The 24,576-nt window shown below is 63.5% G+C and carries 16 protein-coding genes; 5 read left to right on the top strand and 11 right to left on the bottom strand.

Annotated features, from left to right (window positions below; all coding sequences use genetic code 11):
* The first annotated feature begins 194 nt into the window (after positions 1-194).
* Entirely contained in the window at positions 195-605 is a 411-nt protein-coding gene (locus QM596_RS09490) for a VOC family protein (RefSeq protein WP_003945103.1), read from the top strand.
* Positions 606-677: 72 nt separating this feature from the next.
* On the opposite strand, the gene QM596_RS09485 is transcribed toward QM596_RS09490, so the two are convergent.
* Both QM596_RS09485 and QM596_RS09480 read right to left on the bottom strand, forming a co-directional pair.
* Positions 678-1,652 (bottom strand): sigma-70 family RNA polymerase sigma factor, encoded by a 975-nt coding sequence (locus QM596_RS09485; RefSeq protein ID WP_020970164.1) that lies wholly within the window; start codon positions 1,650-1,652, stop codon positions 678-680.
* Positions 1,653-1,705: 53 nt separating this feature from the next.
* Positions 1,706-2,437, bottom strand: a complete 732-nt coding sequence (locus QM596_RS09480; RefSeq protein WP_020908411.1) for a GNAT family N-acetyltransferase — start codon at positions 2,435-2,437, stop codon at positions 1,706-1,708.
* Between the two features lie 216 nt (positions 2,438-2,653).
* Here QM596_RS09480 and QM596_RS09475 point away from each other — a divergent pair, with 216 nt between their 5' ends.
* Both QM596_RS09475 and QM596_RS09470 read left to right on the top strand, forming a co-directional pair.
* Entirely contained in the window at positions 2,654-3,424 is a 771-nt protein-coding gene (locus tag QM596_RS09475; RefSeq protein ID WP_021344949.1) for an HD domain-containing protein, read from the top strand.
* A gap of 508 nt (positions 3,425-3,932) precedes the next feature.
* Positions 3,933-9,416, top strand: a complete 5,484-nt coding sequence (locus QM596_RS09470; RefSeq protein ID WP_283308790.1) for an ATP-binding protein — start codon at positions 3,933-3,935, stop codon at positions 9,414-9,416.
* A gap of 69 nt (positions 9,417-9,485) precedes the next feature.
* Here QM596_RS09470 and QM596_RS09465 read toward each other — a convergent pair whose 3' ends face one another.
* From QM596_RS09465 to QM596_RS09455, 3 genes are read right to left on the bottom strand one after another with little or no spacing between them, the layout of a single operon-like run.
* The gene (locus QM596_RS09465) at positions 9,486-9,767 is read right to left on the bottom strand and encodes a hypothetical protein (RefSeq protein WP_283308742.1); all 282 of its coding nucleotides are present in this window, start codon (positions 9,765-9,767) and stop codon (positions 9,486-9,488) included.
* Positions 9,768-9,778: 11 nt separating this feature from the next.
* Entirely contained in the window at positions 9,779-13,885 is a 4,107-nt protein-coding gene (locus tag QM596_RS09460) for a cation-translocating P-type ATPase (protein WP_283308741.1), read from the bottom strand.
* An 11-nt stretch (positions 13,886-13,896) separates the two neighbouring features.
* Positions 13,897-14,322 carry a hypothetical protein gene (locus tag QM596_RS09455; protein WP_020908416.1) on the bottom strand — a complete coding sequence of 142 codons (426 nt, stop codon included), beginning with the start codon at positions 14,320-14,322 and terminating at the stop codon, positions 13,897-13,899.
* Between the two features lie 183 nt (positions 14,323-14,505).
* On the opposite strand from QM596_RS09455, the gene QM596_RS09450 reads away from it, so the two are divergent.
* On the top strand, positions 14,506-15,453 hold the full coding sequence (locus tag QM596_RS09450) for an aldo/keto reductase (RefSeq protein ID WP_007732210.1): 948 nt from the start codon (positions 14,506-14,508) through the stop codon (positions 15,451-15,453).
* A 2-nt stretch (positions 15,454-15,455) separates the two neighbouring features.
* Here the strand turns inward: QM596_RS09450 and QM596_RS09445 are convergent, their stop codons facing one another.
* Entirely contained in the window at positions 15,456-16,226 is a 771-nt protein-coding gene (locus QM596_RS09445) for a hypothetical protein (protein ID WP_019749294.1), read from the bottom strand.
* A gap of 136 nt (positions 16,227-16,362) precedes the next feature.
* On the bottom strand, positions 16,363-17,592 hold the full coding sequence (locus tag QM596_RS09440) for a hypothetical protein (RefSeq protein ID WP_283308739.1): 1,230 nt from the start codon (positions 17,590-17,592) through the stop codon (positions 16,363-16,365).
* A 104-nt stretch (positions 17,593-17,696) separates the two neighbouring features.
* Between QM596_RS09440 and QM596_RS09435 the strand changes: the two genes are divergently transcribed.
* A complete protein-coding gene (locus QM596_RS09435; protein WP_283308737.1) occupies positions 17,697-19,043 on the top strand; it encodes a DUF5691 domain-containing protein in 1,347 nt (448 codons plus the stop codon).
* Positions 19,044-19,101: 58 nt separating this feature from the next.
* Here QM596_RS09435 and QM596_RS09430 read toward each other — a convergent pair whose 3' ends face one another.
* From QM596_RS09430 to QM596_RS09415, 4 genes are all read right to left on the bottom strand, one after another.
* Complete coding sequence (locus QM596_RS09430) at positions 19,102-20,232, bottom strand: acyl-CoA dehydrogenase family protein (protein WP_069146303.1); 1,131 nt, start codon at positions 20,230-20,232, stop codon at positions 19,102-19,104.
* 8 nt (positions 20,233-20,240) lie between these two features.
* A complete protein-coding gene (locus QM596_RS09425) occupies positions 20,241-21,416 on the bottom strand; it encodes an acyl-CoA dehydrogenase family protein (protein ID WP_007736177.1) in 1,176 nt (391 codons plus the stop codon).
* A gap of 107 nt (positions 21,417-21,523) precedes the next feature.
* Positions 21,524-21,970: a hypothetical protein gene (locus QM596_RS09420; protein WP_020970172.1), complete on the bottom strand. Its 447-nt coding sequence runs from the start codon at positions 21,968-21,970 to the stop codon at positions 21,524-21,526.
* A gap of 67 nt (positions 21,971-22,037) precedes the next feature.
* On the bottom strand, positions 22,038-24,572 hold the full coding sequence (locus QM596_RS09415; protein ID WP_019749299.1) for an ABC transporter permease: 2,535 nt from the start codon (positions 24,570-24,572) through the stop codon (positions 22,038-22,040).
* Between the last annotated feature and the right edge of the window lie 4 nt (positions 24,573-24,576).

Below are 24,576 nucleotides of genomic sequence, written 5' to 3'. Positions count from 1 at the left end.
TGGACAAAGTTACGCGAAGATCAACACAACACCAAATCGCCAGGTCAGAGCACTGACGCGGGTTAACAGCCGATAGTTTCCTCGAATTTTTGCCTCTCGCGATGACTTTCTGCGCCCACTGCGGTCTGTATGAGCAGGAACCAACAGGAACCGAAGCGTTCAGTAATCAGTCAACCGACTTCAAGGAGCACCCAATGTCTCGCCTTCTCTTCGTCAACATGCCGGTCAAGGACGTCGCCGCTACCCGGGCGTTCTTCAGCGGCCTCGGCTTCGAGTTCAACGACATGTTCAGTGACGAGAACACTGTCTCGATGATTGTCAGCGATTCCGCCACCGTCATGTTCCTGAACGAACCGCGTTTCGGGGACTTCATCGCCGACGACATCTGTGACACGTCGAAAGCTCGAGAAGCACTGATGTGCGTGTCAGCCGACAGCAGGGAAGAAGTCGACACCTTCGTCGACGCGGCGATCGCTGCCGGCGGTAGCAAGTGGATGGAGCCCCAGGATCACGGCTTCATGTACGGACGCGCGTTCCGCGACCTCGACAATCACGTCTGGGAGGTCATGTGGATGGACCCGGCTGCGACTGTTCCCCAGCAGTAACGCAGAACAACAGCAGTAACGAGTAGGCGCGCGGGTCCCTCCATACCGGAGGGCTCGCGCAACTCCTTGCCCCTACAGCTCTGCAGGCAATCCGAACCGTGCGAACAGACTCAGATCGAAGAAACACGTGACGTGCGAGATCCCGGACTCGGTGACATCGAGAACGTGCAACTGGAAAGCACGGTGAACCCCATCGGGCTCGCGCATATAGAGGCCGAACGCCGGCTGGCCGTTGGCGGCGGTCGGTAGCAGCCGCATCGCTCCTGGTCCGTCCGCCGGGCATTTGGTTCCGATGAGCTGCCCGATTGCCTCGGGGCCCTGGTACCAGCCCTCGAACGGAGGCATCTCCCAGATGGCTTCACGCGTGAACAGCTCAACGATGGCCTCGACGTCGTAGCTCTCGAAGCTGTGCACGTAGTCGCGAAGCAACTTCCGGGCAGCCTCGGTAGTCGGTTCCACGAGATCGTCCTCAGTGGGCCCGATGTGATTGATCTGCGCGCGAGCCCGCTGCAGCAGGCTGTTCACCGCAGTGGTTGTGGTGTCCAGCGCCTCCGCAACTTCTGACGCCTTCCACTGGAGAACGTCACGCAGAACCAGAACCGCACGTTGGCGGGCGGACAAGTGCTGCAGCGCGGCAACCAGCGCAAGCCTGACCGAATCGCGATTGACGACCATGACGGCGGGATCATTGACGTCGCCCAACGCAGAATCCGCGATCGGTTCCAACCAGGCAATCTCGTTGCGCTCGATCAAATCGTCGGCCGGGTCCGAACTAGGTGCACCGAGGCCGGTCGGGAGTGGACGCCTCGATCTCCCCTCCAGCGCGGTCAGGCACGTGTTCGTCGCGATGCGATAGAGCCAGGTCCTGAGCGACGACTGGCCTTTGTAACCTTCGAACCCGCGCCAAGCCCGGATGAACGTCTCCTGGACCTGGTCTTCGGCGTCGTGAATCGACCCCATCATGCGATAGCAGTGCGCCAGCAACTCGCGGCGGTACGGATCGGCAAGAGTGAGGAAATCACTGTCCAACGCCTGATCGACTGTCATTTGTTCAGACTAGTGGCCGAGCGCCCGAAACACAGGCGTCGGCGAGAATTCGATCAGGCCGGCGCCTGCACCGCGGTCAACCGGGATCTCTTCCGCAGAACGAACCCCAGCGATTCGTAGAGTCTGATCGCATTCGTATTCGATTGCACTGCATGGAGAAACGGCAGCTCGCCGCGTTCGCGAATCCCGGCAGCGACGGCACGGATCAGCGTCGTACCCAGGCCTCGACCTCGGAAGTCGCTGTCGGTGCACACCGCACTGATTTCCGTCCATCCCGGAGGGTGCAACCGCTCCCCCGCCATGGCAACAAGTCTTCCGTCGACGCGAATGCCGTAGTAGCTCCCCATCTCGACGGTACGAGGAAGAAACGGTCCGGGCTTGGTGCGCTCGATCAACGCCAGAATTTCGGGGACGTCGCCCCTTCCGAGAAGTTCGACCGATGGATCAACGGAGACTTCGAGTGCTGAACCGTCCATCTGCACCGAGCCGAACTGATCCACAACGCGCCACCCTTCCGGCGGCTGATGATCAAATCCTCGTAAACCTACTGTGCCGCCTGGACCTACGAGTGTGCGTAGGTTCTCCCAGTCTTCGGCGTCCAACTCGGGCGGATGACCGACAAACGGAGCGACTGTCGGGTCGTATCGCGCAACTCTCCCCGCCCAGTGAGCGAATTGCGCATGATGTCCGCGAAGACCTTGTCGCACAGGATCGTCCAGTGGATGGATGTCGACATCCGTGTCAACCGTCTCGACAAACGACGCCAGGGTCGCCTCCGTGGTCATCGAACCTCTTCCTACCCAAGTCTGCCAGTGATGGAGGCGACCGAAACTCCCCGCCCACCTCGATCACAACGCTAGGAACACTTACTGTCGTAGTCGCCGGATAGAATCAAGATGATTCTGACTTCCGCCCCACGCCCGGTGACGACCACGGTTCGAGGGCAGATTCTCATAAAGACTTTCGTCGCGACACCTACACCAAACGAAAGGCTGTTCGCCATGAGCCACTCCGACCCGATCAGATCCGCATTCGACCAGCTACCCCTGAAGGAAATGGACGCCGCGACGCTGGTCTTCGCGATCGAGAGCGCCGTCGACGAGATGGCACTCCCGGGTGAAACCTTGCGACTCGCCATGGAGGTCGCGACCCTCGCGCACCTCGATCAGTTCAGAAAGAACGGGATCAAGTCCGACGAGGATCCCTACATCGTTCATCCCCTACGAAATGTGTTGCGGCTGCTTCGGTACGGGTGCTCCGATGTCGAGATCCTGAGCGCAACCGCGCTTCACGACACGGTCGAGGACCGACCACACGCCGTCATCGCACTCCTCGGTGGCCGGACTGCGGACGACATGTCTGCATCCGAAGCGCAAGAACGTGCGTCAACACTCATCGCCTCGCACTTCGGCCACAGAATCTCCGAACTTGTTGAGGCAGTGACCAATCCAATCGACTACCCGCACGACAACACCACCGGCTACCAGGATCACGTCATCCGCGCGATCGCGGATCCCGCAGTGTTCCTCGTGAAGTTCAGCGACTTCGTCGACAACGCGGGAAGCGTGAAGTACCTGAGCGAGACCGACAGGCTGAGGCTGGTCACGAAGTACGAACCACTCGTGGAGCACTTCAAGCGGGCTTCGCTTGCTCTCGCCAACGCATTGCAGCTCCCTCCCGCAGGACTCGACGCGATCGCACAGCACATTGCAACCATCGAAGGCGATTTCTCGAATACGGTCCGAGGGGACATAGAAAATACTCGCCAGTAGTACCGATCAGTAATAATCGAGCAATCGGGAGAATTCTCCGAATACGCGATTTTGTTACCAGTGAGTATTCACTTTCTTGCCAATTTCATTACCATCGTGATCCGTGTCACAGGGTCGAATTCCATTGCACTGCAATGATTTAACGCCATACGTGTAACCGTGGTTCACGTTGACTAATATTCTTCAATTCGCCCAGGTGACATGAGCGTCGACATACTGCATTCTTAGATAAACCAGGGATTCCCTGGAAGCAGACACAATATGTTGCTGATTCGTGATTGGAGCGGTTCTGAGTCCACGCCTGCAGGGTGGCGTACAAGGCACGCCGTGCCTGAGCGCAGGGGACTCTACGAACCGGAAGGGCAATCACTTGCCGACGCGCAACCGGGGGAAACACAGCGCATCGCGGCGTAGTTCACGAACCAGGTAATCCGGGTATGTGGGACACGGTCGGCTCATATCGCAACGTACGTGACGAAGAATCTCATCAAGGACGGTGGCAGTGACAATGTTCAAACGAATCGCAGTGGTCAATCGAGGTGAGGCCGCGGTCCGGCTGATCAGGGCTGTACGCGAACTGAACGCCGAACACGACTACGGCATTCGCGTCATTGCACTGCACACCGAGGCCGAGCGCCGCGCCATGTTCGTCCGCCAGGCAGACGAGGGTGTGACCCTGCGCAGCAGCGGCACCGGCAGCCCGTATCTCGACTACGCCGAACTCGAGCGAGCACTCCTCGCGGCCAAGGCCGACGCAGTCTGGGTCGGCTGGGGCTTCGTGGCCGAGGATCCCGCCTTCGCCGAGATCGTCGCGAAACTGGGCATCACGTTCATCGGCCCGAGCGCCGACGCGATGCGCCTGCTCGGCGACAAGGTTGCCGCCAAGATCCTGGCCGAGAAGGTCGGCGTACCTGTCGCCCCGTGGAGCGGCGGACCGGTCGAAACGCGCGCCGACGCTCGTCGTCATGCTCAGTCCATCGGATATCCCCTGATCATCAAGGCCCGAAGCGGCGGCGGTGGACGCGGTATCCGCAAGGTCTGGGCCGAAGACGAACTCGAAGTTGCACTCGAGCGCACGCAGGGCGAAGCAGAGCGGTCCTTCGGCGACCCCGTCGTCTTCCTCGAACGGCTTGTCACCGATGCACGCCACGTCGAGGTACAGGTCATCGCCGACAACCACGGCAATGTCTGGGCTCCGGGCGTTCGCGACTGCTCGATTCAGCGTCGCAACCAGAAGGTCATCGAAGAATCCTCTTCCCCCGTCCTGACCGAAGAACAGTCTGACCACCTCAAGAAGGTGTCCGCCGAACTGGTCAAGGCAGCCGGATACCAGGGCGCAGGCACGGTCGAATACCTCTACCAGCCCGAGAACAAGCTCTTCACGTTCCTCGAGGTCAACACCCGTCTGCAGGTCGAGCACCCGATCACCGAGGTCACAACCGGAATCGACCTCGTCAAACTGCAGATTCTGGTCGCCAGTGGTGACGAATTGGTCGGTGACTGCCCGCCCGCATTCGGCCACGCCGTCGAAGCCCGCCTCAACGCCGAGGACGCGGACAACGATTTCGCGCCGGCACCCGGCACGGTTCAGCTCCTCAAGTTCCCGCTCGGCTCCGGCATCCGGGTCGACACCGGCATCGCTGCCGGGGACGTCATTCCGCCCGACTACGACTCGATGGTCGCGAAGGTCATCGCCTGGGGCCGCAACCGCTCCGAGGCACTTGCGCGCCTGCGTACCGCCCTTCGTGAAACCACAGTCGTACTCGACGGCGGCACCACCACCAAGTCGTTCCTCCTCGATCTACTCGATCGCGACGAGGTCATCTCCGCATCCGCGGATACCGGCTGGCTCGACCGCACAGGCGCCCTGACCGGCACCACTCGCCGCGCGGACGTCGCACTGATCGCCACCGCCATCGATGCTTACGACGCCGAGGAGTCCCTCGAGCGTGCGGCCTTCCTCGCCTCGGCACGCGGCGGCCGTCCCCGCGCCAACCACGCGATCGGCCGTACCGTCGAGCTCAACTACCAAGGTCAGGCATACAAACTGACCGTCGGGCGTATCGGCCCGCACCGCTACCGCGTCGACGGAGACGCCGGCGACATCGAGGTCGACGTCGATCGTCTCGGTGACTTCGAGTCACGGCTGGTGATCGGTGATCGGCGCTTCCACGTCGTTTCCGTCGTGAGCCCGGCTCGCTATCTCGTCGAGGTCGACGGCATCAGCCACCAGATCAGCCAGGACGACGCCGGAGTGGTCCGCGCACCGGCGCCCGCCGTCGTGGTGGCCGTACCGGTCGCGGTCGGCGACGACGTCGAAGCCGGCTCCACCCTGGTCGTGCTCGAATCCATGAAGATGGAGACCGCAGTTCGCGCACCGTACGCGGGCAAGGTGCGTGAAGTTCTCGCTACCGTCAACTCTCAGGTCGATGCCGGCGCGCCGCTCCTGCGCGTCGACCAGGTCAGCGAGGAAGCTGTCACAGAGAAGGCTCCGCGAGTCCAATTCGATCTTCCGGCAGCAACTTCCGGTTCCGACGCCCGCGACGACGCATTGGCACAGCTCGAAGCACTGACCGCGATGATCAGTGGCTACGACGTCAGCGGTAAGCACGCAAACGCTGTTCTGGCCGAGTACGACGCACTTCGCAGCGCACTCGAATCCGAGGACCGCGAACTGGTACAGGCCGAACTGGCTGTGCTGACCACCTTCGCCGACATCTGCGAACTCTCGCGCAACAAGCCCACCTCGGGTGAGTCCGCGAAGGACGAATCCGTCCACAGCCCCCGCGAGCACTTCCACACCTTCCTGCACTCACTCGACTCCGAGCGCGAAGGTTTGCCGGCGTCGTTCCGCACGAGACTCGAACGGGCACTTCGCCACTACGACGTCACCGATCTGGAAGATCGCCAGGCCGTCGAGGAAGCGGTGTACCGACTCTTCCTGGCTCTGCAGCGCATGGAAGCCCAGATCCCGGTCATTGCAGCACTTCTCGAAGGCTGGCTGGTCGGCGACAAGGCTCCCGGTTGCTCGGCTCAGGAGCTCAACGAGGTTCTCGATCGACTCATCGTCGCGACGCAGGTCCGCTACCCCGTCATCGGCGACGTCGCCCGCAACCTTCGCTTCCGGTTCTTCGACGAGCCGCGCATCCGCAAGGTTCGCGAAGACGTCTACGACGGAGTACGCGGCAACCTCGCCTACCTCGAAGAGCAGCCGGACGCTGCCGATTTCGACGAGCGAATCGCCAACCTCGTCGCCACTCCCGAACCGCTCCTGGACCTGTTGGGTCGAAAGATCGGCCTTGGCAACCGCGATGGCGGCCCTCTGCTCGAGGTCATCACGCGTCGCTACTACAAGATTCACTCCTTCGAAGACGTCCGCGTTTTCGAGCACGTCGACCGCCGTTTCGTGACCGGTAACTTCGACCTCAAGGGCGACGGGCTACATCTGGTCTCGACGGTGGCCGAATTCGACGCTCTCGGAACGGCTCTCGACGATGTCGCCACAATCGCGCAGGATGCTCCATCCGGTCGCGGCCTGGTAGTCGACATCTACCTCGACTGGCCGAATCAGCCCGCCGACGGCGACACGCTCGTCGAGACGCTGCGCACCGAACTCTCGCGCAACGAGACGATCACCCGGTCCCGCCGCGCGACTGTGATCATCTGCAATCCGAATGGGGAGCCGGTCCGCTGGGTCACCTTCCGCCCGATCGACGGTGAACTGGTCGAGGACAACATCATCCGCGACATGCATCCGCTCACGGGTCAGCGTCTGGACATGTGGCGCCTGAAGAACTTCAACGGCAAGCGTCTGCCGGCTCCGGAGAACACCTACCTGTTCCACCTCTCCGCCAAGGAGAACCCGAAGGACGAGCGCCTGATCGCTCTCGCGGAAATCCGTGACGTGACACCGCAGCTCGACGACGAAGGCCAGATGGTTGCGCTTCCGGCCATCGAGCGCACACTTGCCGCGTGCCTCGACGGCATCCGCCGTGCGCAGTCTCAGCGCGGCGACAAGCGTCGACTGGCAGCCAACCGCGTCGTGCTCTACGTGTGGCCGGTCGCCGACGTTCCCAGCGAACGCTTCTCCGTGATCGCTCAGAACGCAGCCCGACTGACCGTCGGCGCCGGGCTCGAAGAGATCACACTCATCACCCGCCTGAAGGACCGAAAGGGCGGCGCGCCCAAGGAAGTTGCGCTGCGATTCTCCTACCGCGCAGGTGCCGGTGTGGTCATCAACAAGACCACGCCTCCCACTGAACCGCTGCTCCCCCTCGACGCGTACGCCCAGAAGGTCCAGAGTTCGCGGGCACGCGGCACGGTGTACCCGTACGAGCTGATTCCGCTCCTGACCGGCACCAAGGGCACCTTCGTCGAGCACGACTTCGACGAAGCGGGCGTCCTCTCACCTGTCGAGCGTCCGTACGGGCTCAACAAGGCCGGCATCGTCGTCGGCCTCGTGAACACTCCGACGCCGCGCTATCCCGAGGGAATGACCCGTGTCGCGCTCTTCGGTGACCCCACCAAGGCGCTCGGTACCGTGGCCGAGGCCGAATGCTCACGCGTGGTCGCTGCCATCGACCTGGCCGAGAAGTTGAACGCTCCGGTCGAGTGGTTTGCGCTGTCCTCGGGTGCCACCATCTCGATGGAGAGCGGCACCGAGAACATGGACTGGGTCTCCCGTGGCCTGCGCCGGATCATCACCTTCACCCAGAACGGTGGCGAGATCAACATCGTCGTCACGGGAATCAACGTCGGCGCTCAGCCCTACTGGAACGCCGAAGCCACCATGTTGATGCACACCAAGGGCATTCTGGTGATGACCCCGGACAGCGCGATGGTGCTGACCGGCAAGCAGTCTCTCGACTACTCCGGTGGCGTGTCGGCCGAGGACAACTTCGGTATCGGTGGCTACGACCGCGTCATGGGCCCCAACGGCCAGGCGCAGTACTGGGCCCCCGACCTCACTGCGGCGTGCGAGATCCTGTTCCGTCACTACGCACACTCGTACCTCGCTCCCGGCGAACGGTTCCCGCGTCGCGCAGCGACGACGGACCCCGTCGATCGCGACGTGCGTAGCTTCCCGCACACCCACCCGTCGAGCGACTTCGAGACGGTCGGCGACATCTTCTCCTCGGCGAAGAACCCGGATCGCAAGAAGCCCTTCGACATTCGCACCGTGATGCGTTCGGTGGTCGACCAGGACCACTCGGTTCTCGAGCGTTGGGCCGACATGGCCGGCGCCGACACCTCGGTCGTTCTGGACGCGCACCTCGCCGGACATCCGGTCACAGTGGTGGGCATCGAATCCCGCGCGATCCCGCGTAAGGGTCACTTCCCCGCCGACGGTCCCGACACCTGGACGTCGGGAACGCTGTTCCCGAACTCGTCGAAGAAGACGGCCCGCGCGATCAATGCTGCGAGCGGCAACCGTCCGATCGTGGTGCTGGCCAACCTGTCCGGCTTCGACGGTTCACCGGAGTCACTGCGCAACATCCAACTCGAGTACGGCGCCGAGATCGGCCGCGCCATCGTCAACTTCGACGGACCGATCGTGTTCTGCGTCGTTTCCCGCTACCACGGCGGCGCGTTCGTCGTATTCTCCGGTGCGCTCAACGACAACATGGAAGTTCTTGCTGTCGAAGGTTCGTTCGCCTCGGTACTCGGCGGCGCCCCCGCCGCCGCAGTGGTCTTCACCCGTGAGGTGAACACCCGCACCAACAACGACCCGAAGGTGCAGCAACTGGAAGCAGACTTGGCAGCAGCCAAGGACGACACGGAGAAAGCACACCTGCGCGTCGAACTGAACGCTCAGCGCATCGCCGTCCGCTCCGACAAGCTCGGCGAAGTGGCATCCGAATTCGAAGCGATCCACAACATCCAGCGGGCCCGAGAGGTCGGCTCGGTGGATGAGATCGTCCCTGCCGCAGAACTGCGTCCGCAGATCATCGCAGCAGTCGAACGCGGCATGAAGCGCGCACTCGCGCAGTAAGTTTCTCCGCACGTCGAGCGGTCCCGCGAAATGCGGGGCCGCTCGATTTGTGTCCGCACCGCGCTGGCTTCAGACGCCCTCGAGCGCCTCTCCGATCTCTTCGAGGACGTGATTGTGCTGCTCTGTTGCGAGCAGATGCCCCGCCGCGATGGTGACTGCCACGGGCCACTCGATGATCTCGAACGCAACCATCAGTCCCATCGCCGCAAAATAGGCGATCTGCTCGGGTCTCGGAACCGGAATGGCACCGACGATCGGTAGCTCCAACTCGAAGCTCCGAGCCGAACGCACGGATTCCACTACCGCGCGGTGATCGACGGGGTTCGTGTGGTCGACGGTGTTCTGGGACATGTCACGATTCCTCAGGATTCATCTCGGGTCGCCCGGGAGTTCGGCGACGTGTCACTTCCAGCAGCGACGCTCACAAGCGTGTCCGATTCACCGGTTTCCGCTTCTTTGATTTCCGCTTCGCTGATTTCCACGCTGTCGCGAGCGCTGACTCCCCCGGTTCGGGAGGTGTACGCGGTACTCGTCCGCGTCGGGATCTTGCGAATCGTCGACTGACCTTCCGCGCTCTCCTCAGTTCCAGTCTCCTCAGTTGCGGCGATCCGCTCCAACACCCGCGGAGCCAGCGCCGCCAGCAGCGTCGCTGCCGACGCACAGCCCACTGCTTGGCCCCACCCAATCGGACCGAGCGGCGTGCAACCGAGAAATTGGCTCACCACCGGTGTGCTGACGAGCGTCGCCAGCGCCGCAGCGGACCCGGCAACGGTTGCGACCACCAGCGGACTGCGCGATTCGAGCAGCGTCTGCCCCAGTTGGGTGCCCACCAGGGCAACCAACGCCACCGTCGACGCTCGCCGCCTCCTGCCGCTCGTCCGGGCCAGAAGCCACGCTGCCAGCGCACCGATTGCCGTGGCACCGCCGCGGACAGCGATCGTCTGCCACAACGCATGAGTGTCCATCTGTTCGGACTTCTCGGATCCGTTCTCGGACGGGGTGCTCACCGCAAGCGCAGCAGCGGGCAAGGCGTCCGTCATCAGATTGACCAGTAGCAACTGCCTTGCGTTGAGCGGTGATTCGCCGGACAGCGCAGAACCGACCAGAGCGAATGCGACTTCACCCGCGTTGCCTCCGAGCAAAACCCCCACCGCTGATCTGACCCGCCGCCACAATTGACTGCCCTCGTCCAATGCGTCGGTCAATCCGCCGACACGGCCGTCGAGGAGCACGATGTCTGCGGCGCCGCGCGCCGGATCGCTGTCAGTCGACGCCACCCCGATTCCCACGCTGGAAACTCGGATCGCCGCAGCATCGTTCGCGCCGTCACCGACCATGGCGCACACGCGCCCGTCAGTCTCCAACGCTTGCACGATCTCGACCTTCTGCTCGGGTGTCACGCGCGCAAAGACGCTGCTGCCGCGGACGGCGTTCCGTCGTTCTGCGCGAGAGAAGTTCTCCCAGTCCGGACCGGTGACCACGTCCTCACGCGCCACATCCATCCCCAGTTCGGTGGCGACCGCCGCCGCTGTTGTCGGATGATCCCCGGTCAGCACGCGCACTTGCTGTCCGTTGCCTTGAAGTTCTCGAACAAGTTGCGTTGCTTCGGGTCTCAGCGTGTCCGAGAGTCCGAGAAGGCCGACCGCTTCCAACCCCTCGGAGCAACACTGTTCGAGAAATTCCGAGTCCTCCGCAGCGCGTCGCGCATCGTGTTCCGACAACTCGCGCTGTGCGACGGCAACCACCCGCAGTCCGCGTCCGGCCATGCTCTGAACGTGGCTCGCCGACACAGCATTCGGATCCCGCCCTGCCTCCGCCACGAATTCCGGTGAACCCTTCAGTGCGATCCGTCTGCCCAGTAGGGCTGCCGAGTACGGCCGCCCAGACCTGAACGGAACGAGGTTGAGCGCGTCGGCATCACCGAAAACCCGAGCCTCGTCCAGAGCTTGTTCGGCTGCATCGACGACGGCGGCGTCCGTCGAATGAAACACGCGATCGTCGCGACTTCCCAGAGCACTGCGCGCCGCAACTTCCAAAATCTCACTTTCGCCCCAACCGTCGACGCGTTCGACCGCGGCCACCCGTAGCTTGTTCTCACTGAGGGTTCCGGTCTTGTCGAAGCAGACCACGTCGACACGCCCGAGCGCTTCGATCGAACGTGGAGCACGCACCAACACTCCTGCTGCAGTGAGCCTTCGAGCTGCCGCCTGCTGAGCCAGGGTCGCAACCAGAGGCAATCCCTCCGGCACGGCGGCCACGGCAACGGCCACGCCTCCGGTGACGGCGCGGCGCAGACCGGTACCACGAATCAGACCCGCGACTGTCACCAACGCTCCGCCGCCGATACTGGCCGGCAGAGTCGCCCTGGTGAGTTCGCGCAGTCTGTTGGTCAGGCCCACAGCAGGTCCGGATCGGGATACACCGACATCGGCGCGCCTGGTCACCGTTCGAGCTCCGGTGGCCGTGACCACGCCACGACCGGAGCCGGCAAGCACTGTTGTCCCGGCATAGGCCATGCACCTTCGCTCGGCCAGGGGCATCCCAGGGGTCGGGTCGGTCTGCTTGTCGACGGGCATGGACTCCCCCGTCAACGACGACTCGTCGACTTCCAGCGATTCGGCGATCAACAGTCGACAATCGGCGGGCACGATGTCCCCGGACTCGAGGGCCACGACGTCACCGAGTTCGAGCGCGTCTGCCGCAGTCTCGACCTCGCCAATGTTGGTTACTCGCCGAGCTACCGGTTCCTGAGTCCGCAAAAGTCGCTGCACTGCCCGTTCCGAATGAAGTCGTTGAACAGCGGACATCGCGGCATTGCCGACCAAAACCGAACCGACCAGGACGGCGTCTACCGGTGAACCGAGGACTGCACTGGCCGCCGAGCCGGTTGCCAACACCGGCGTGAGTGGATCCGCCAATTCTGTTCGCAACGCCGACAATCCGTCACGGATCAACCTGAAGCGTGCGGGCGCTCGCACACGAGCGTCGGCGCGCTGCGGCGTATGCCGGACGGATTCGGCGAGTTCGCGAACGACAGAATCACCGTCCATCTCATGCCAGCTATCGCTCGGAGCACCGACAGGGGCGGGAGCCTGAATCACAGATCGGGACAGGGTGTATCCGGTCCACAGTCCCGCGGCCGAACCAGCCGTGACCGGCCCCGGCCCAGCCCCTCGAATTCCCGGAAGCATAATCAAGGCACCCAATGCCGAAGAACCCGAGGAGAGTTCGACGCCGCGCCTCGTCGCTGTTCGGGCAGCCGAGAGCGCATGGACGACCCGCCACGCCCCGGCCAAGTCGGTGTGGATGTCGGCACTCACGTGCTCGCCACTCGGTGGTGAAATCCCGATGCGTAGCACTGCCTGCCCCGCTATCGCCCTACTCGACACGATCGCAACTGTCCGACCCTCGGCCACCAGTGCCGAGAGAGCTTCGCGCAGGCCGGCTTCGGGAGTCGATGGCGCCGGATAGAGCTCGTCGAATCCGCTTCGCAGTGATCCGAGCCCGTCGTCGTCGATCGTGGCCGCTGCGACTCCGCTCGCGCGTATCTCACCTATCAGTGATTCCGCCAACCCTTTTCGCACCGGTCTTACGACAACTTCGGCGCCGTCGATGCGGTGTCTGCCGACCCCGAGCGAGCCGGCGTCAAGCGCTTCCCTGGCATGTGCCCACACCACGACGCGGTCCGACTCGGACACCTCTCGTATGTCGGAAACCCGGAGCGCGTCTTCGAAAAGGACACTCGGATCGACGAGGACGGTATCGACACGATCGAGCATGCGTAGAGCCGCGGGGTCCGAAACGGCGACGTGGTGCGTCCGGCACAGACCGTATGACAAACCAGCAGCGAACGATTCGCGCGATATCCGAAGCGGCCGCGGCGCCGAAACCTTGATGCTCGTCGCAACGGTGTCACCGCCGGCAGACACGGTAGCCAGTGCAGCCCCAGCCGCCAGCTGAACCCCAGCGATCCTGTCGGCATAACGCTCCCCCGGACCACTCGGGTCACGCCTCGTGGAAGAACCGCGAGCGCCAGGTTCGAGTGGCCACACCAGCCGAGAGTTTCGCGCCGCCAGAGTTTCGCGCAGCAGCATCGTCCGCAGCCCGAAATCCACGCCCAATGACGCAGGCGCATAGGTCAGAACATCCGCGAACGACGTCGCCGACTCCAATGCGAAGTCGGTGAGCGAACGGCCAAGGCGCTGTTCGATTCGCCGACGCACCCGGGGTTGATAATTGATCGCCGACGCCGCCGCCGAGACATAGGCGGAACCCGGCATTCGCGGCACACGAAGAATCGATCCCGCTGCTGCAGGAATCATCCCGACGCCCGCCAGCGCAAGAGTGCCAGTCCGCAGCGCCACGTCACTGACAGCGGTTCGCGGAATCGTCGAACCACCGACCAACGCCAGACCCGACAACGCCAGGCGCGGCGGCAAAGTTGCCACCGACACCGCACGCCGGGCCATCGCTGAGAACATCAGGAAGTGGATCGAGTGTGCGAAGAACTGTGAGTTCGATCCTGCGACCGACTGGCCGCCTTGTGGGAGTTTCCGCTCGATTCCTTCTTTGCCGGTTCCGTCTTGGTCGCGCGCCCAACCGCCTTGACCGCACGATCGGGCCGCGCGCTCTTGCGATCCCATTCGTGAAGTACCAGGGCCGTGCCGCCGACCGCCAAGAGCACCGGCCACTCCACCAATCCCGCCGCGCCGACGGCGGCCATCGTGAGAACCGCGGTCGGCGTCGAGGAACTACCCGCACGAATTCCGTCTCGGACGCCCTCCGCCGTTCCGCGTATCCCGCCCGTCACTCCACCGATCACTCCACCACCGACGGCTCCAGCCACCGTCGTCGTTGCGTCTGCCACACCACGAACGACGCGGGTGGCTTCGTCGACAATCATCATCGGACGCTCCTATCAGCAGTCCATCGAAGAATTCAGTATTTGAGGCCATACCCAACACCGACGGCGGCAATCAGGATCCGATACATTTTTCGGCGAACCTGGCGAGGGCGCGCCATCGTCAGCGCCGTGAGAGGGTACGGTGCGGGATGCAGCGACCACCTTCATCGACGGGAGTTCCACACAGTGGCGATCATCGGAAATTCGGACCTCGACATCTTCCGACTTAGCTTGGGCGGCAACCCTTTCGGATGGACAGCAGACGAGAAGACGTCCTTCGAGATCCTCGACTCGTTCGCCGAAGCCGGTGCAAACTTCATCGACACCTCCGACTCGTACACGGCGTCGGCTCCCGGCAATTCCGGCGGGGAATCCGAAACGATCATCGGGAAGTGGATCACCGATCGGGGACTGCAGAACGACATCGTCGTCGCCACCAAGGTGGGTAGCCATCCCGATTTCAAGGGATTGAAGGCCGACAACATCGCGGCCGCAGCTGAGGCGTCGCTGCAGCGCCTGCAGACGGACTGCATCGATCTGTACTACGCACATTTCGACGACCCGCAGACTCCGCTTGAGGAAACTCTCGAAGCCTTCAATGCGTTGGTCGTCGCGGGCAAGGTTCGCTATCTCGGAATCTCCAACTACAGCCCCGACCGCGTCCGGGAGTGGCTGCGGATCACCGAGGAGAACGGTTACGCCGCGCCCATCGCGCTGCAACCGCACTACAACCTGGTGCACCGCAAGTCGTACGAACCCGAACTCGCGCAGATCGCCACCGACAACAACATCAGCGTCTTCCCGTACTTCGCTCTCGCTTCCGGCTTCCTGACCGGAAAGTACAAGACCCGCGCGGACATCGAAGGCAGCTCCCGCGAACGGCTGACCGCCGGATACTTCAGCGACGCCGGACTCGACGTCGTCGCGGAACTGGCAACAATCGCGCAGGCACACGACAGCGAGATCTCGACCGTCGCGCTGGCCTGGCTGCTGACTCGACCTGGCATCACCGCACCGATCGCGAGCGTCAGCCGGCCGGAGCAGCTCCCGGCGCTACTGGACGCCCCGAATCTGGTGCTGTCGTCGAATGAACTGGACACTCTCGAACGGGTGTCGGCGGCAGTCGGCGCCTGAAATCAGGCAGTTTTGAGATGAGCGCCGAGGGCCGTGTTGTTGATCGTCCAAAACGACCAGCCGTCATGGCTCTCGGTGTCGCCTGAAATGTGACCGGTCACGGCATTGGCGGCCGCGGTCGGATCAGGGAATCGGCGGCCTTCCATCGGTCCGCGCATGATCTCGACGACCTCGGTGCTTTCGTCGAAGCGTCCGACCCAGCGGTATCCATGGCAATCAGCCGTCATCTCGAGGCGATTGTCGACAACTTCGATCTCCTCGACACCGCTGGCGCGACGCTTCTTCGCGGCGACCGGCGACGTCTTGCGCTTGGTCGCAACCGGGGCCTCCACGTAAATGCTCGGATCCTTGACCGCGGCCAGGCCCAGCGCATCCCAACGATCGTGACCGTGTACGACGCGTCCGCGCGGAATCGCGTGATGTCCGGTGCGATTGCGTCCGGGGCTGTCCATGATCCACAGGTCGACCTCGGCACGGATGTCGTCCGCGACCTCGTTGGAGGGCAGCATGAAGAACTCGTGCGGGTCTGCAGCCAGGTCGACGAACACCCAGAACTCGGAGCGCGTGTCGTCGCTCTCGAGCGACTCGTCCTGACGCCTGGCCTGCCAGTCACCGTCGAGCTTGGAACGCACTCGGACGATTCGGCTGATGCCGTCTGCGCCCGTCACCTCGACGGGATTACGACGTGAGTGCGTGAGGCGGACAGCCTTGCCCCCACGCTGCGTAGCTTCGGAAATGAACGCATTGATGCCGCGGCTTGCGGTGTCTTCCATGATCGACCTGTCTCGAGCGGGTACGCCCGCATCACCGGATCGGCATCGGGGTCGAGCAAAGAGCGAATTCTCGGCCTGTTCTTCGATCGTGCGGCCGGTCAGTACCTTCGACCTTACAGCTCCGGCGACAGCCTGACTACGGCGCCCGACGCTCGTTCCCGGAGGTCAGCAGTGCAATGTCCCCGTAAAGAGCCGCCCGGTGAGCGAACATCAGTTCTTCCACACCGTCGAATTGATCCCCGACGTAGTGCGTGTTGGCAGCCGAAAGTTCACGTGAACCAGAGCGCGCGAGTAGGTCGTCGATCCGGCTGTCGAGGCTCGCTGCATGCGCAACCGCGCGCTGCGAACTCAACTGATCCTCGGCCCGTGCGACCAGGTCACCGATCCGCGCGAGCGCCGCGACGCGCTCGACCAGCTGGTCCCAGACCGTGCCGAGTGCTTCCCTTCGCGAAGCGATTCCGGCTCGGGTTCCCTCGTCGCGTGCCAGCGCAGCCGCGTCGTCCAGCTCTGCGAGTATCGAACGCAGCGCTACGGTATCGACCGCGATCTGCGTGATCTCGTCTGCCAAGTCCAGTTGATTACGTTGAATGACGAAGTGATCGGAATGCCACGCGCTGGAACTCTCGATCCGGTCGAAAAGATTCCCGGCGAGGTAAAGCAGTGCGTCGTACTCACCGGCGCGTCCTTCGGGTTCGGAATCGACCAGTCCGTCGAGGACTTCCGCGATGCGTCTTCCGGCATCGGCGATGACACCGGTTCCCTGGACCTTCCCGAACTGGGCGGCGAGTTTGTCGAGTGCTGCGTTTCCACTGCTGGCCACGACACCGAGACCCACCGGCAGCTTGGCTGGAACCGGCGTACAGGTGAGCCCGGCAAAGAGAGCCTCGCGCTGCTCGACGTCGAGATGGAGACCGTCGCGGCGGTCCTTGCGGATGGCACGGACGCTGCTCGCGAAATGACGATTGGAATGCACGATCGCCGATCGCATCGACTGAACGCGCTTGTCCAGCGTGTGCACCCGCCGTTCGAGGACAACCTGAACGGGACCGATGCGTGTCGCGAGCAGTCGACGCCTGGTGCGGGCCAGCTCGTCGGTGAGATACCTCAACTCCGAAAAGCCGCCGATCTCGGGGAACGAACGTCCGACACCGCGCCGGTTCGCCAGGATCGACCGCGTCGACTCGTCCGCATAGCCGCCGGCGATCAGCAGTGCGACATCGTCGGACAACTCCGGCCGGTTCGACTCGACGGTCCCCGCCGCACACCACTCCCTGACTCGGGTGGAGATGAGCGTTCGCCGTTCGGTCACCGACGCCACGACAAAGACGTCGCCATTTCCGTCTGCCATCTCACGGCCATCCGTCATCTCACGCCTCCTGCTGGGTGCCGGTTACCACTGTTCCAGAATCTGCCGACACGCGCCCGACCCCTGCTCCCGAAGTCGACGCACCTCTGCCATACCGTAGGCGGGTGACCTCCCTGCGATCAGACGCGCAAGCAGGTCACTCGCGCGCACCGCGGACTCCTCCAGCGGTTCAACCACTACTTCCCGATCTCGCGATCGAACAACTCCAGTCGTTGTTGCAGGTACGTTCCTGGACTCTCGCGGAATGGTTCGCGATGGCCGACCAACGCGGATTCCTCGCGCCCGCGGCCAGTGTTCCGCTCTTCATGGAAGCCGCGCTGAAGTATCCCGAGCACCGCGAGGCGCTCCTTCGCCTCGCCGGTCGACGCGGGCAGTACCTGGCGGAGCAGAATCCCGATTGGGCCCAATTGCGGCGGATCGGGTCACGCCGGGACGAACTGTGGCTATCGCCCGATCCGAACGACCGTACGGCCTGGTTCGATTACATACGTACGGTCGACCCGGAACTGGCGAGCGAGGAGCTCGAGATCGCCTGGGACGACGAGCCCACCGCAAACCGCCTGCACTTCCTCGATCACCTCGAGGTCGGACTGGGTGAACACGATCACACCCTCCTCGAGCGTGCACTCGACGATCCAGCCGTGCGGGTTCGTGAGCGTGCAATTCAACTACTACGGCAACTCCCCCGATCTCCTTTTGCCTCTCGCATGGTCACTCGGGCTAAGTCGTGGGTCCGGCTCGAAACGAAGCCGTTGCGACCGCGCCTTGCCGTCCGGTTGCCAGGCTCGCTCGACGACCACGCATTTCGTGACGGCATCGAAGACGTCCACTACAAGAACAAAGGCATCCGGCGCTGGTGGTTACGGCAAGTCGTGACCGCCACTCCACTGACGCTGTGGGAATCGATGGCCGGTTCGCCACGCGAGGCCCTCACCATCCCCATCGAGAAGCAATGGCGCACCGTGATGATCGAATCATGGACTGCCGCAACAGTTCTTCAGAAGAACACAGCGTGGGCGTCGGCATTTCTGGAGCGGGACGGGCGCACGACCGACCGGAGAATCGTCGCCATCGCGGACCCACGCGAGCGCGTCGAATACATCGTTGCCGGCCACGCGGACGAATACCTTCTGGGCGTCGACGGCAGCGCACTACTCGACGGCATCGACCGTCCATGGCCCCTGGCCGTCGCCGAAAAGTTGTTGAACGCCTTGGAGAACGAAGCGATGGAGCATGCTGCTACGGGTGAGGACTTGGGCATTCACTCGCGGCACAGTCACTTTTCCACTCTGCGAAGCGTGCAGGCGCGCTTCCCTTTCGACGCCGTACCGCTTCTGCAGGACGCGGCGGCACGAACGAGTGACCCCGGGTGGCAACAAGCATTCACCGACAGCGCCGTCAACATCGAGCAGCGCCAACTCCGCTTGGACGTTCTACGTAATCACCACTGAACGACAAAGGGGCCGCATCCCTCGAACAGAATGCGGCCCCTCTGTCGATGGTGAAAGATCAGACCACGCTGACCATCTCGTGATCAGCCACACCGGCGGCCAACACCCGGAGGTGATCTTCGGTGCTGCCGAGGGTGTGCTCGATGGCGACGAGACGGCTCACGTAGTGACCCACCGGGTACTCCGCGGTCATACCGATGCCACCGTGCATCTGGATCGCTTCCTGGCCGATGAGCCGAGCCGAACGCCCGATCTGCAACTTCACCCGCGAAGCGATCACCGGATCGACGACGCCGTCGGCAAGGGACATCGTTGCGTACAGACTCATGCTGCGTGCCAACTCGAGCGAGACGTACAGGTCGGCGGCGCGGTGCGTCAGCGTCTGGAACTTCGCGAGCGGAACTCCGAATTGCTTACGCGTCTTCAGGTATTCGGTGGTCAGGCGTAGCGCCTCTTCCATCGCTCCGACAGCCTCGGCACACAGAGCAGCCTGCTCACGGATCTGAGCGGCCTGGATCAGAGCAGAAGCGTCACCGCCCTCACCGAGTGCTTCGGCTGGAGTATCGGTGAACTCGATCTGCGCCCCGCGCAAACCGTCGTGAGTGGCGTAGGACTTGCGTACCAAGCCCGAGGCATCACCCTTGACGAGGAACAGTCCGACGCCGCCATCGGGGAGCGCAGCGCTCACGACGAGGATGTCCGCCGTCGCGCCGTGCCCGACCGGATTCTTGATGCCGGTGACGGTCCAGCCGCCGTCGACCTGCGCCGCCGCGGTGGCCCGTTCGGTTGCCGGCCAACGGATTCCGGGTTCCTGATCGGCGAAGGCGAGGAACGTGGTGCCCTCGGACACTCCGGGAAGAATCGACGAGCGCTGCTCTGCACTGCCCCCTTCGGCTATGAGCCCGCCCGGCGTCACGACCGCGTCGAGTAACGGTTCGGGTGCCAAGCGTCGACCGATCTCGGTCATGACCGCACCGATTTCCACCGGGCCCGCGTCCATGCCGCCGTCGTCCTCGGAGAACGTCAGGCCGAGCAAGCCGACCTCGGCCAACTGCTTCCAGACCTGCGGACTCCACCCTGGATCGGAGTCGATGATCGCGTTGCGCTTTTCGGCGTCGTAGCTACGCGAGAGGAGGTCCTTGGTGGTGTCGCGGAGAAGCTTCTGTTCGTCGTTCAGTTCGAAGTCCATGCCACGCCTCACAATCCGAGGATCGAGGAGGCGATGATGCTGCGCTGCACTTCGCTCGATCCGCTGTAGATGGATACCTTGCGGTAGTTCAGGTACGTCGGGGCAGTGTGCTGCGCCCAGCTCGCGGAGGCGATGTCGCTGCCCGCGTCGTACGGCAGTGAATCAGGGCCGGCCACGTCCATCAGCAATTCGACGCTCGCCTGCTGCAATTCGGAGCCACGAAGCTTGAGCAGAGACGACGCCGGGTTCGGCTGGCCGTCAGCGGAACTGGCGACCACCCGGAGCTGAGTGAGCTCGAGGGCAAGCAATTCGTTTTCGAGTTCGGCGAGGCGAGCAGCGAAGAGCGGATCTTCGAGCAGGGTCCCGTTACCGACCTTGACCTCGGCAGCGCGTGCCTTGGCCTGGGCCAGACGAACCTTCGAGAAACCGACGCGGGTGACACCGGTGCGCTCGTTGCCGAGCAGGAACTTGGCGTAGCCCCAGCCCTGGTTCTCTTCACCGACCAGGTTCTCTCCCGGAACGCGGACGTCCTCGAAGAACACTTCGTTAACCTCGTAGCCGCCGTCGATCAGCTTGATCGGGCGGACCGTGACTCCAGGCGTCTTCAGGTCGACCAGAATGAACGAGATACCTGCCTGGCGCTTGGGCGCATCGGGATTGGTACGCACGAGGCAGAAGATCCAGTCGGCGTACTGTCCCAGCGTCGTCCAGGTCTTCTGACCGTTGATGACCCAGTCGTCGCCGTCGCGGACCGCGCGGGTCTTGAGCGAAGCGAGGTCGGAGCCGGCCTCGGGTTCGGAGAATCCCTGGCACCACCAGATGTCGAGGTTCGCGGTCGCGGGAAGGAACTTCTCCTTCTGCTCCTGCGAGCCGAAGGCTGCGATGACCGGACCGACCATGTTGGCGTTGAACGCCAACGGTTCGGGGACCGACGCAAGCTGAAGTTCGTCGAGCCAGATGTTGTGCTGGACCGGGGTCCAGTCCTTGCCGCCCCACTCGACCGGCCAGTGCGGTACCGCCAGACCGTGAGCATTGAGGATCTGCTGCGCCTCGACCATACGGTCGCGCCCCAACTCCTCGCCGTGGGCGTACGCCTCCCTGATGTCCGCGGGGATTTGCGTACGGAAGAACGTCCGCATCTCGTCGCGGAACGCTAGTTCCTCGTCGGTCAATGCCAGGTTCATCGGGATTCCTTCGCACTCGAAACCGGATTCATGTTCGGTTCGACCGTACCCCGACGACACTGGAGGCGGAACAGGTACCGCGAAAGACGGCACTCGGAACCGAGCTACTACACGGTTTTGAGGACCAGCAGGTAACCCCCGCCCGCGGCGTCGATGCTCGTTTCCACGTTCAGCGACGGAGCCAAACGTGACAACCGGTCGATCAGCCAGTCCGACGCTTCCTGGGCGTCGTCTTTGCCGGGGCAGCGAGCGACGGCGACGCGGCCACCCTTGCGCTCGAGTTGCTCCACGACCCCGATGATCGGAGCGGGATCCACGACGAACAGCCGATCCGGCCATTCCACAACAGGTTTGACCGCACCCTTCTTGGTGTTGCATGCGCGGTGCGCCAAGCGTTCGACGCCACCTTTTGTCTTGCCACCCTTTTTTGCGGTGTTGATGCTGTCGATGCTCGGGCCGCGCGGATCATTGACGGACATGTCGGGATCGACCGGTTCGTCACACAGCCAGCAGCGCCAGGATTCACGTTCGCCGACTTCTTGAAGGGTGCTCATGTGGCAACGGTACCGTGCGCACTTTCGGCTGCTTCCGCTACCAAAAGTGCGCACGGGGCCGAAGGCCCTACATGTCTGCAATCGCCTCCAGCGGCTTCGTCTTGGCCGCTCGGTTGGCCGGCCACAGCGCCGCCAAGACACCGACCACACCCGAGCCGATCAGCATTCCGACCACCTGACCCCACGGGATCGTGATCTTGTCGAGGCCCTGATCCGCGAGAGTGCTCACGAAGGCCCAACCGAACGCGATGCCGAGAACAACTCCGACCGCCGCGCCGTACACCGCGATGAGCACCGACTCGAGGTAGATCGTGCGTCGCATCTGTCCGCGCTGCATGCCGACAGCTCGCAGCATTCCGATTTCTCGTCGCCGCTCGACCACCGACAGCGCCAAGGTGTTGATGATGCCCAGGATTGCGATCACGACCGCGAGTGCAAGCAGTCCGTAGAGGATCGCCAACAAGGTGTTGATCTGCTGGCCCTGAGTTCCCTTGAACTCCTCACGATCCTGCACCTGGACGACGACGTACTTCTCCGTGGCCGTTTCCAGCTCGGATCGCAGCGTAGTCAGATCCGCACCAGGCTTCGCCTTCACCAGCACCACGAAGTCCGGGAGACTCTCGGCCGGCATCAGTTTCCGGTACGCCTCGTCCGAGACGATCCACGAGCCGATCAGCTGGTTGTCCTCGAACACTCCCGCGACAACGGTCTGGTACTCGACGCCGCCAGGACCGGTCAACGTCTGGGTCGAGCCGACAGTCCAGCCCTTGTCATCCGCAGTCGACTTCGAGACGAGCATGTTGTTGCCGGTCAGATCGACAGTGCCCTCGAGGATCTTGTACTCGAGCACGCCTTCGATCGGTCCGTCGAACGAAGCACCCTGCTCGTCCTCACCGTCGACCTTCGCGCGCACCCCGTGCAAGGACGTGGCGCTCTGTACGTCGGGTACCTGCCGGACCGCGTCGGCCGCACCTCGCGGCACACCGATCGCGTTGGGACCGGTCAGGATGTAGTCGGCCGAGACACCCACGTCCACAAGAGCATTGATGCTCGCCTTGGCCGAGGAACCGAACACTCCGATGACCGTCACCAGCATCAGACCGAGAGTCAGCGCGAATGCCGTTGCGGCCGTACGGCGAGGATTACGCACCGCATTGGTACGGGCCAATCGCCCGATGGCGCCGAACGGCTTGGCGAACACGGCACCGAGCGCGCCGACGATCGGTCGCGACAGCGCCGGAGCCCCGAGAAGAACCGCGATGATCAACGAGAACGCACCGAGTCCGACTATCAACGCAGCCCCACCACCGGTACCGCGAGAGCCGAACACGAGCAGTGCCACACCGATCACGCCGAGAATCGCACCGATCAACGTCCGCACTCGCAGTGAGTCACCGGTAGAGGCGAACTCCTCACGCATGGCCGCTACCGGCGGGATCTTCGACGCACGACGAGCCGGGGCGTAAGCGCTGAGCGTCGTGACGACGACGCCGACTACCAACGCGACGATGATCGTGCGGGCACCCACCTGGAGCGGGCCTTCCGGCAGACCGACGTCGAATGTGTTGAGCAGACTGCGCAATCCGTAGGCGAGACCGATACCGCCGAGCAGACCGATGATGCTGCCGATGAGTCCGACCACGAGCGCCTCGGTGACCACCGAACGGCCGACCTGCGCTCGGCTCGCACCGATCGCACGCAGCAGCGCCAGCTCACGAAGACGCTGCGCCACGATCATCGAGAAGGTGTTGTAGATGATGAACGTTCCGACGAGCAGAGCAATCGCGCCGAACGCCAACAGGAAGTAGTTGATGAAGCTCAGCGCCGAGTCGACCTCGGCCTTGGTCTCCTCACGAACCTGGTCGCCGGTCTGCACCTTGAGATCGGGGAAAACCTGCTCGACGCGTTGCTGTAGTTCCGTCTGCGACACCCCGTCGCCCGCGACGTCGATGTACTCGACGTGTTGGCCGTCGGTGAATAGTCCACGGGCCTGCTCGTCGGTGAAGAGCGCGCCGATGAACCCGCCGGTGTCACTGCCCGCCCCCTCGTAGATGCCGGACAACGTCACGTCCACGATTCCGCGGGCCGGTGCCAGAACCTTGGCGGAGTCCCCCACCTTCAGTCCGGCTCGCTCGGCGGCGCTGGTGTTCAGCGCGACCTGACCGGTCTGCGTCGGAGGCGCGCCCTCGACGAAGGTGTCGGGTTCGGCAATCGCCTGGCCCGGCGGTAGGTAGGACTGCCCGATACTCGGCGCGCCGCCGGTCTGAACAGCGCCGCCGTCTGCGTTGATCAGGACGATCTGTCCACTGACGGCCGGGGCTACCGCTCGGACGCCGTCGACCGCCGCAAGTTTGTCGACATCCTCCACCGGAACACCACTGGTGTTGCGTTCTTCCATCGATACCCGGACGTCGACGCCCTGGGCGGTGTTCTCGAAGATCGAATCGAAAGTCTTCTGGAGGGTGTCGGTGAAAACGAACGACCCCGCGACAAAAGCCGTGCCAAGCACCACGGAGAGAACCGTCAGCGCAAGTCGCACCTTGTGTGCCGCCAAGTTGCGCAGGGAAACCTTGCGCATCGGCGAGTTGCTTACCGAAGCCATGTGC

The sequence above is a fragment of the Rhodococcus sp. IEGM 1406 genome (assembly GCF_030056745.1).
Lineage (GTDB): Bacteria > Actinomycetota > Actinomycetes > Mycobacteriales > Mycobacteriaceae > Rhodococcus_F > Rhodococcus_F erythropolis.
This window is presented reverse-complemented; position numbering and strand designations above follow the sequence as displayed.

Bases quoted from the DNA above. Each gene is read 5' to 3' on its own strand.
- QM596_RS09425 (WP_007736177.1), bottom strand. From the start codon at position 21,416: ATGAACCTGGCATTGACCGACGAGGAACTAGCGTTCCGCGACGAGATG.
- QM596_RS09475 (WP_021344949.1), top strand. From the start codon at position 2,654: ATGAGCCACTCCGACCCGATCAGATCCGCATTCGACCAGCTACCCCTG.
- QM596_RS09465 (WP_283308742.1), bottom strand. From the start codon at position 9,767: ATGTCCCAGAACACCGTCGACCACACGAACCCCGTCGATCACCGCGCG.
- QM596_RS09445 (WP_019749294.1), bottom strand. From the start codon at position 16,226: ATGGAAGACACCGCAAGCCGCGGCATCAATGCGTTCATTTCCGAAGCT.
- QM596_RS09485 (WP_020970164.1), bottom strand. From the start codon at position 1,652: ATGACAGTCGATCAGGCGTTGGACAGTGATTTCCTCACTCTTGCCGAT.
- QM596_RS09415 (WP_019749299.1), bottom strand. From the start codon at position 24,572: ATGGCTTCGGTAAGCAACTCGCCGATGCGCAAGGTTTCCCTGCGCAAC.
- QM596_RS09430 (WP_069146303.1), bottom strand. From the start codon at position 20,232: ATGGACTTCGAACTGAACGACGAACAGAAGCTTCTCCGCGACACCACC.
- QM596_RS09470 (WP_283308790.1), top strand. From the start codon at position 3,933: ATGTTCAAACGAATCGCAGTGGTCAATCGAGGTGAGGCCGCGGTCCGG.
- QM596_RS09480 (WP_020908411.1), bottom strand. From the start codon at position 2,437: ATGACCACGGAGGCGACCCTGGCGTCGTTTGTCGAGACGGTTGACACG.
- QM596_RS09455 (WP_020908416.1), bottom strand. From the start codon at position 14,322: ATGATGATTGTCGACGAAGCCACCCGCGTCGTTCGTGGTGTGGCAGAC.
- QM596_RS09440 (WP_283308739.1), bottom strand. From the start codon at position 17,592: ATGACGGATGGCCGTGAGATGGCAGACGGAAATGGCGACGTCTTTGTC.
- QM596_RS09460 (WP_283308741.1), bottom strand. From the start codon at position 13,885: ATGGCCCGGCGTGCGGTGTCGGTGGCAACTTTGCCGCCGCGCCTGGCG.
- QM596_RS09490 (WP_003945103.1), top strand. From the start codon at position 195: ATGTCTCGCCTTCTCTTCGTCAACATGCCGGTCAAGGACGTCGCCGCT.
- QM596_RS09420 (WP_020970172.1), bottom strand. From the start codon at position 21,970: ATGAGCACCCTTCAAGAAGTCGGCGAACGTGAATCCTGGCGCTGCTGG.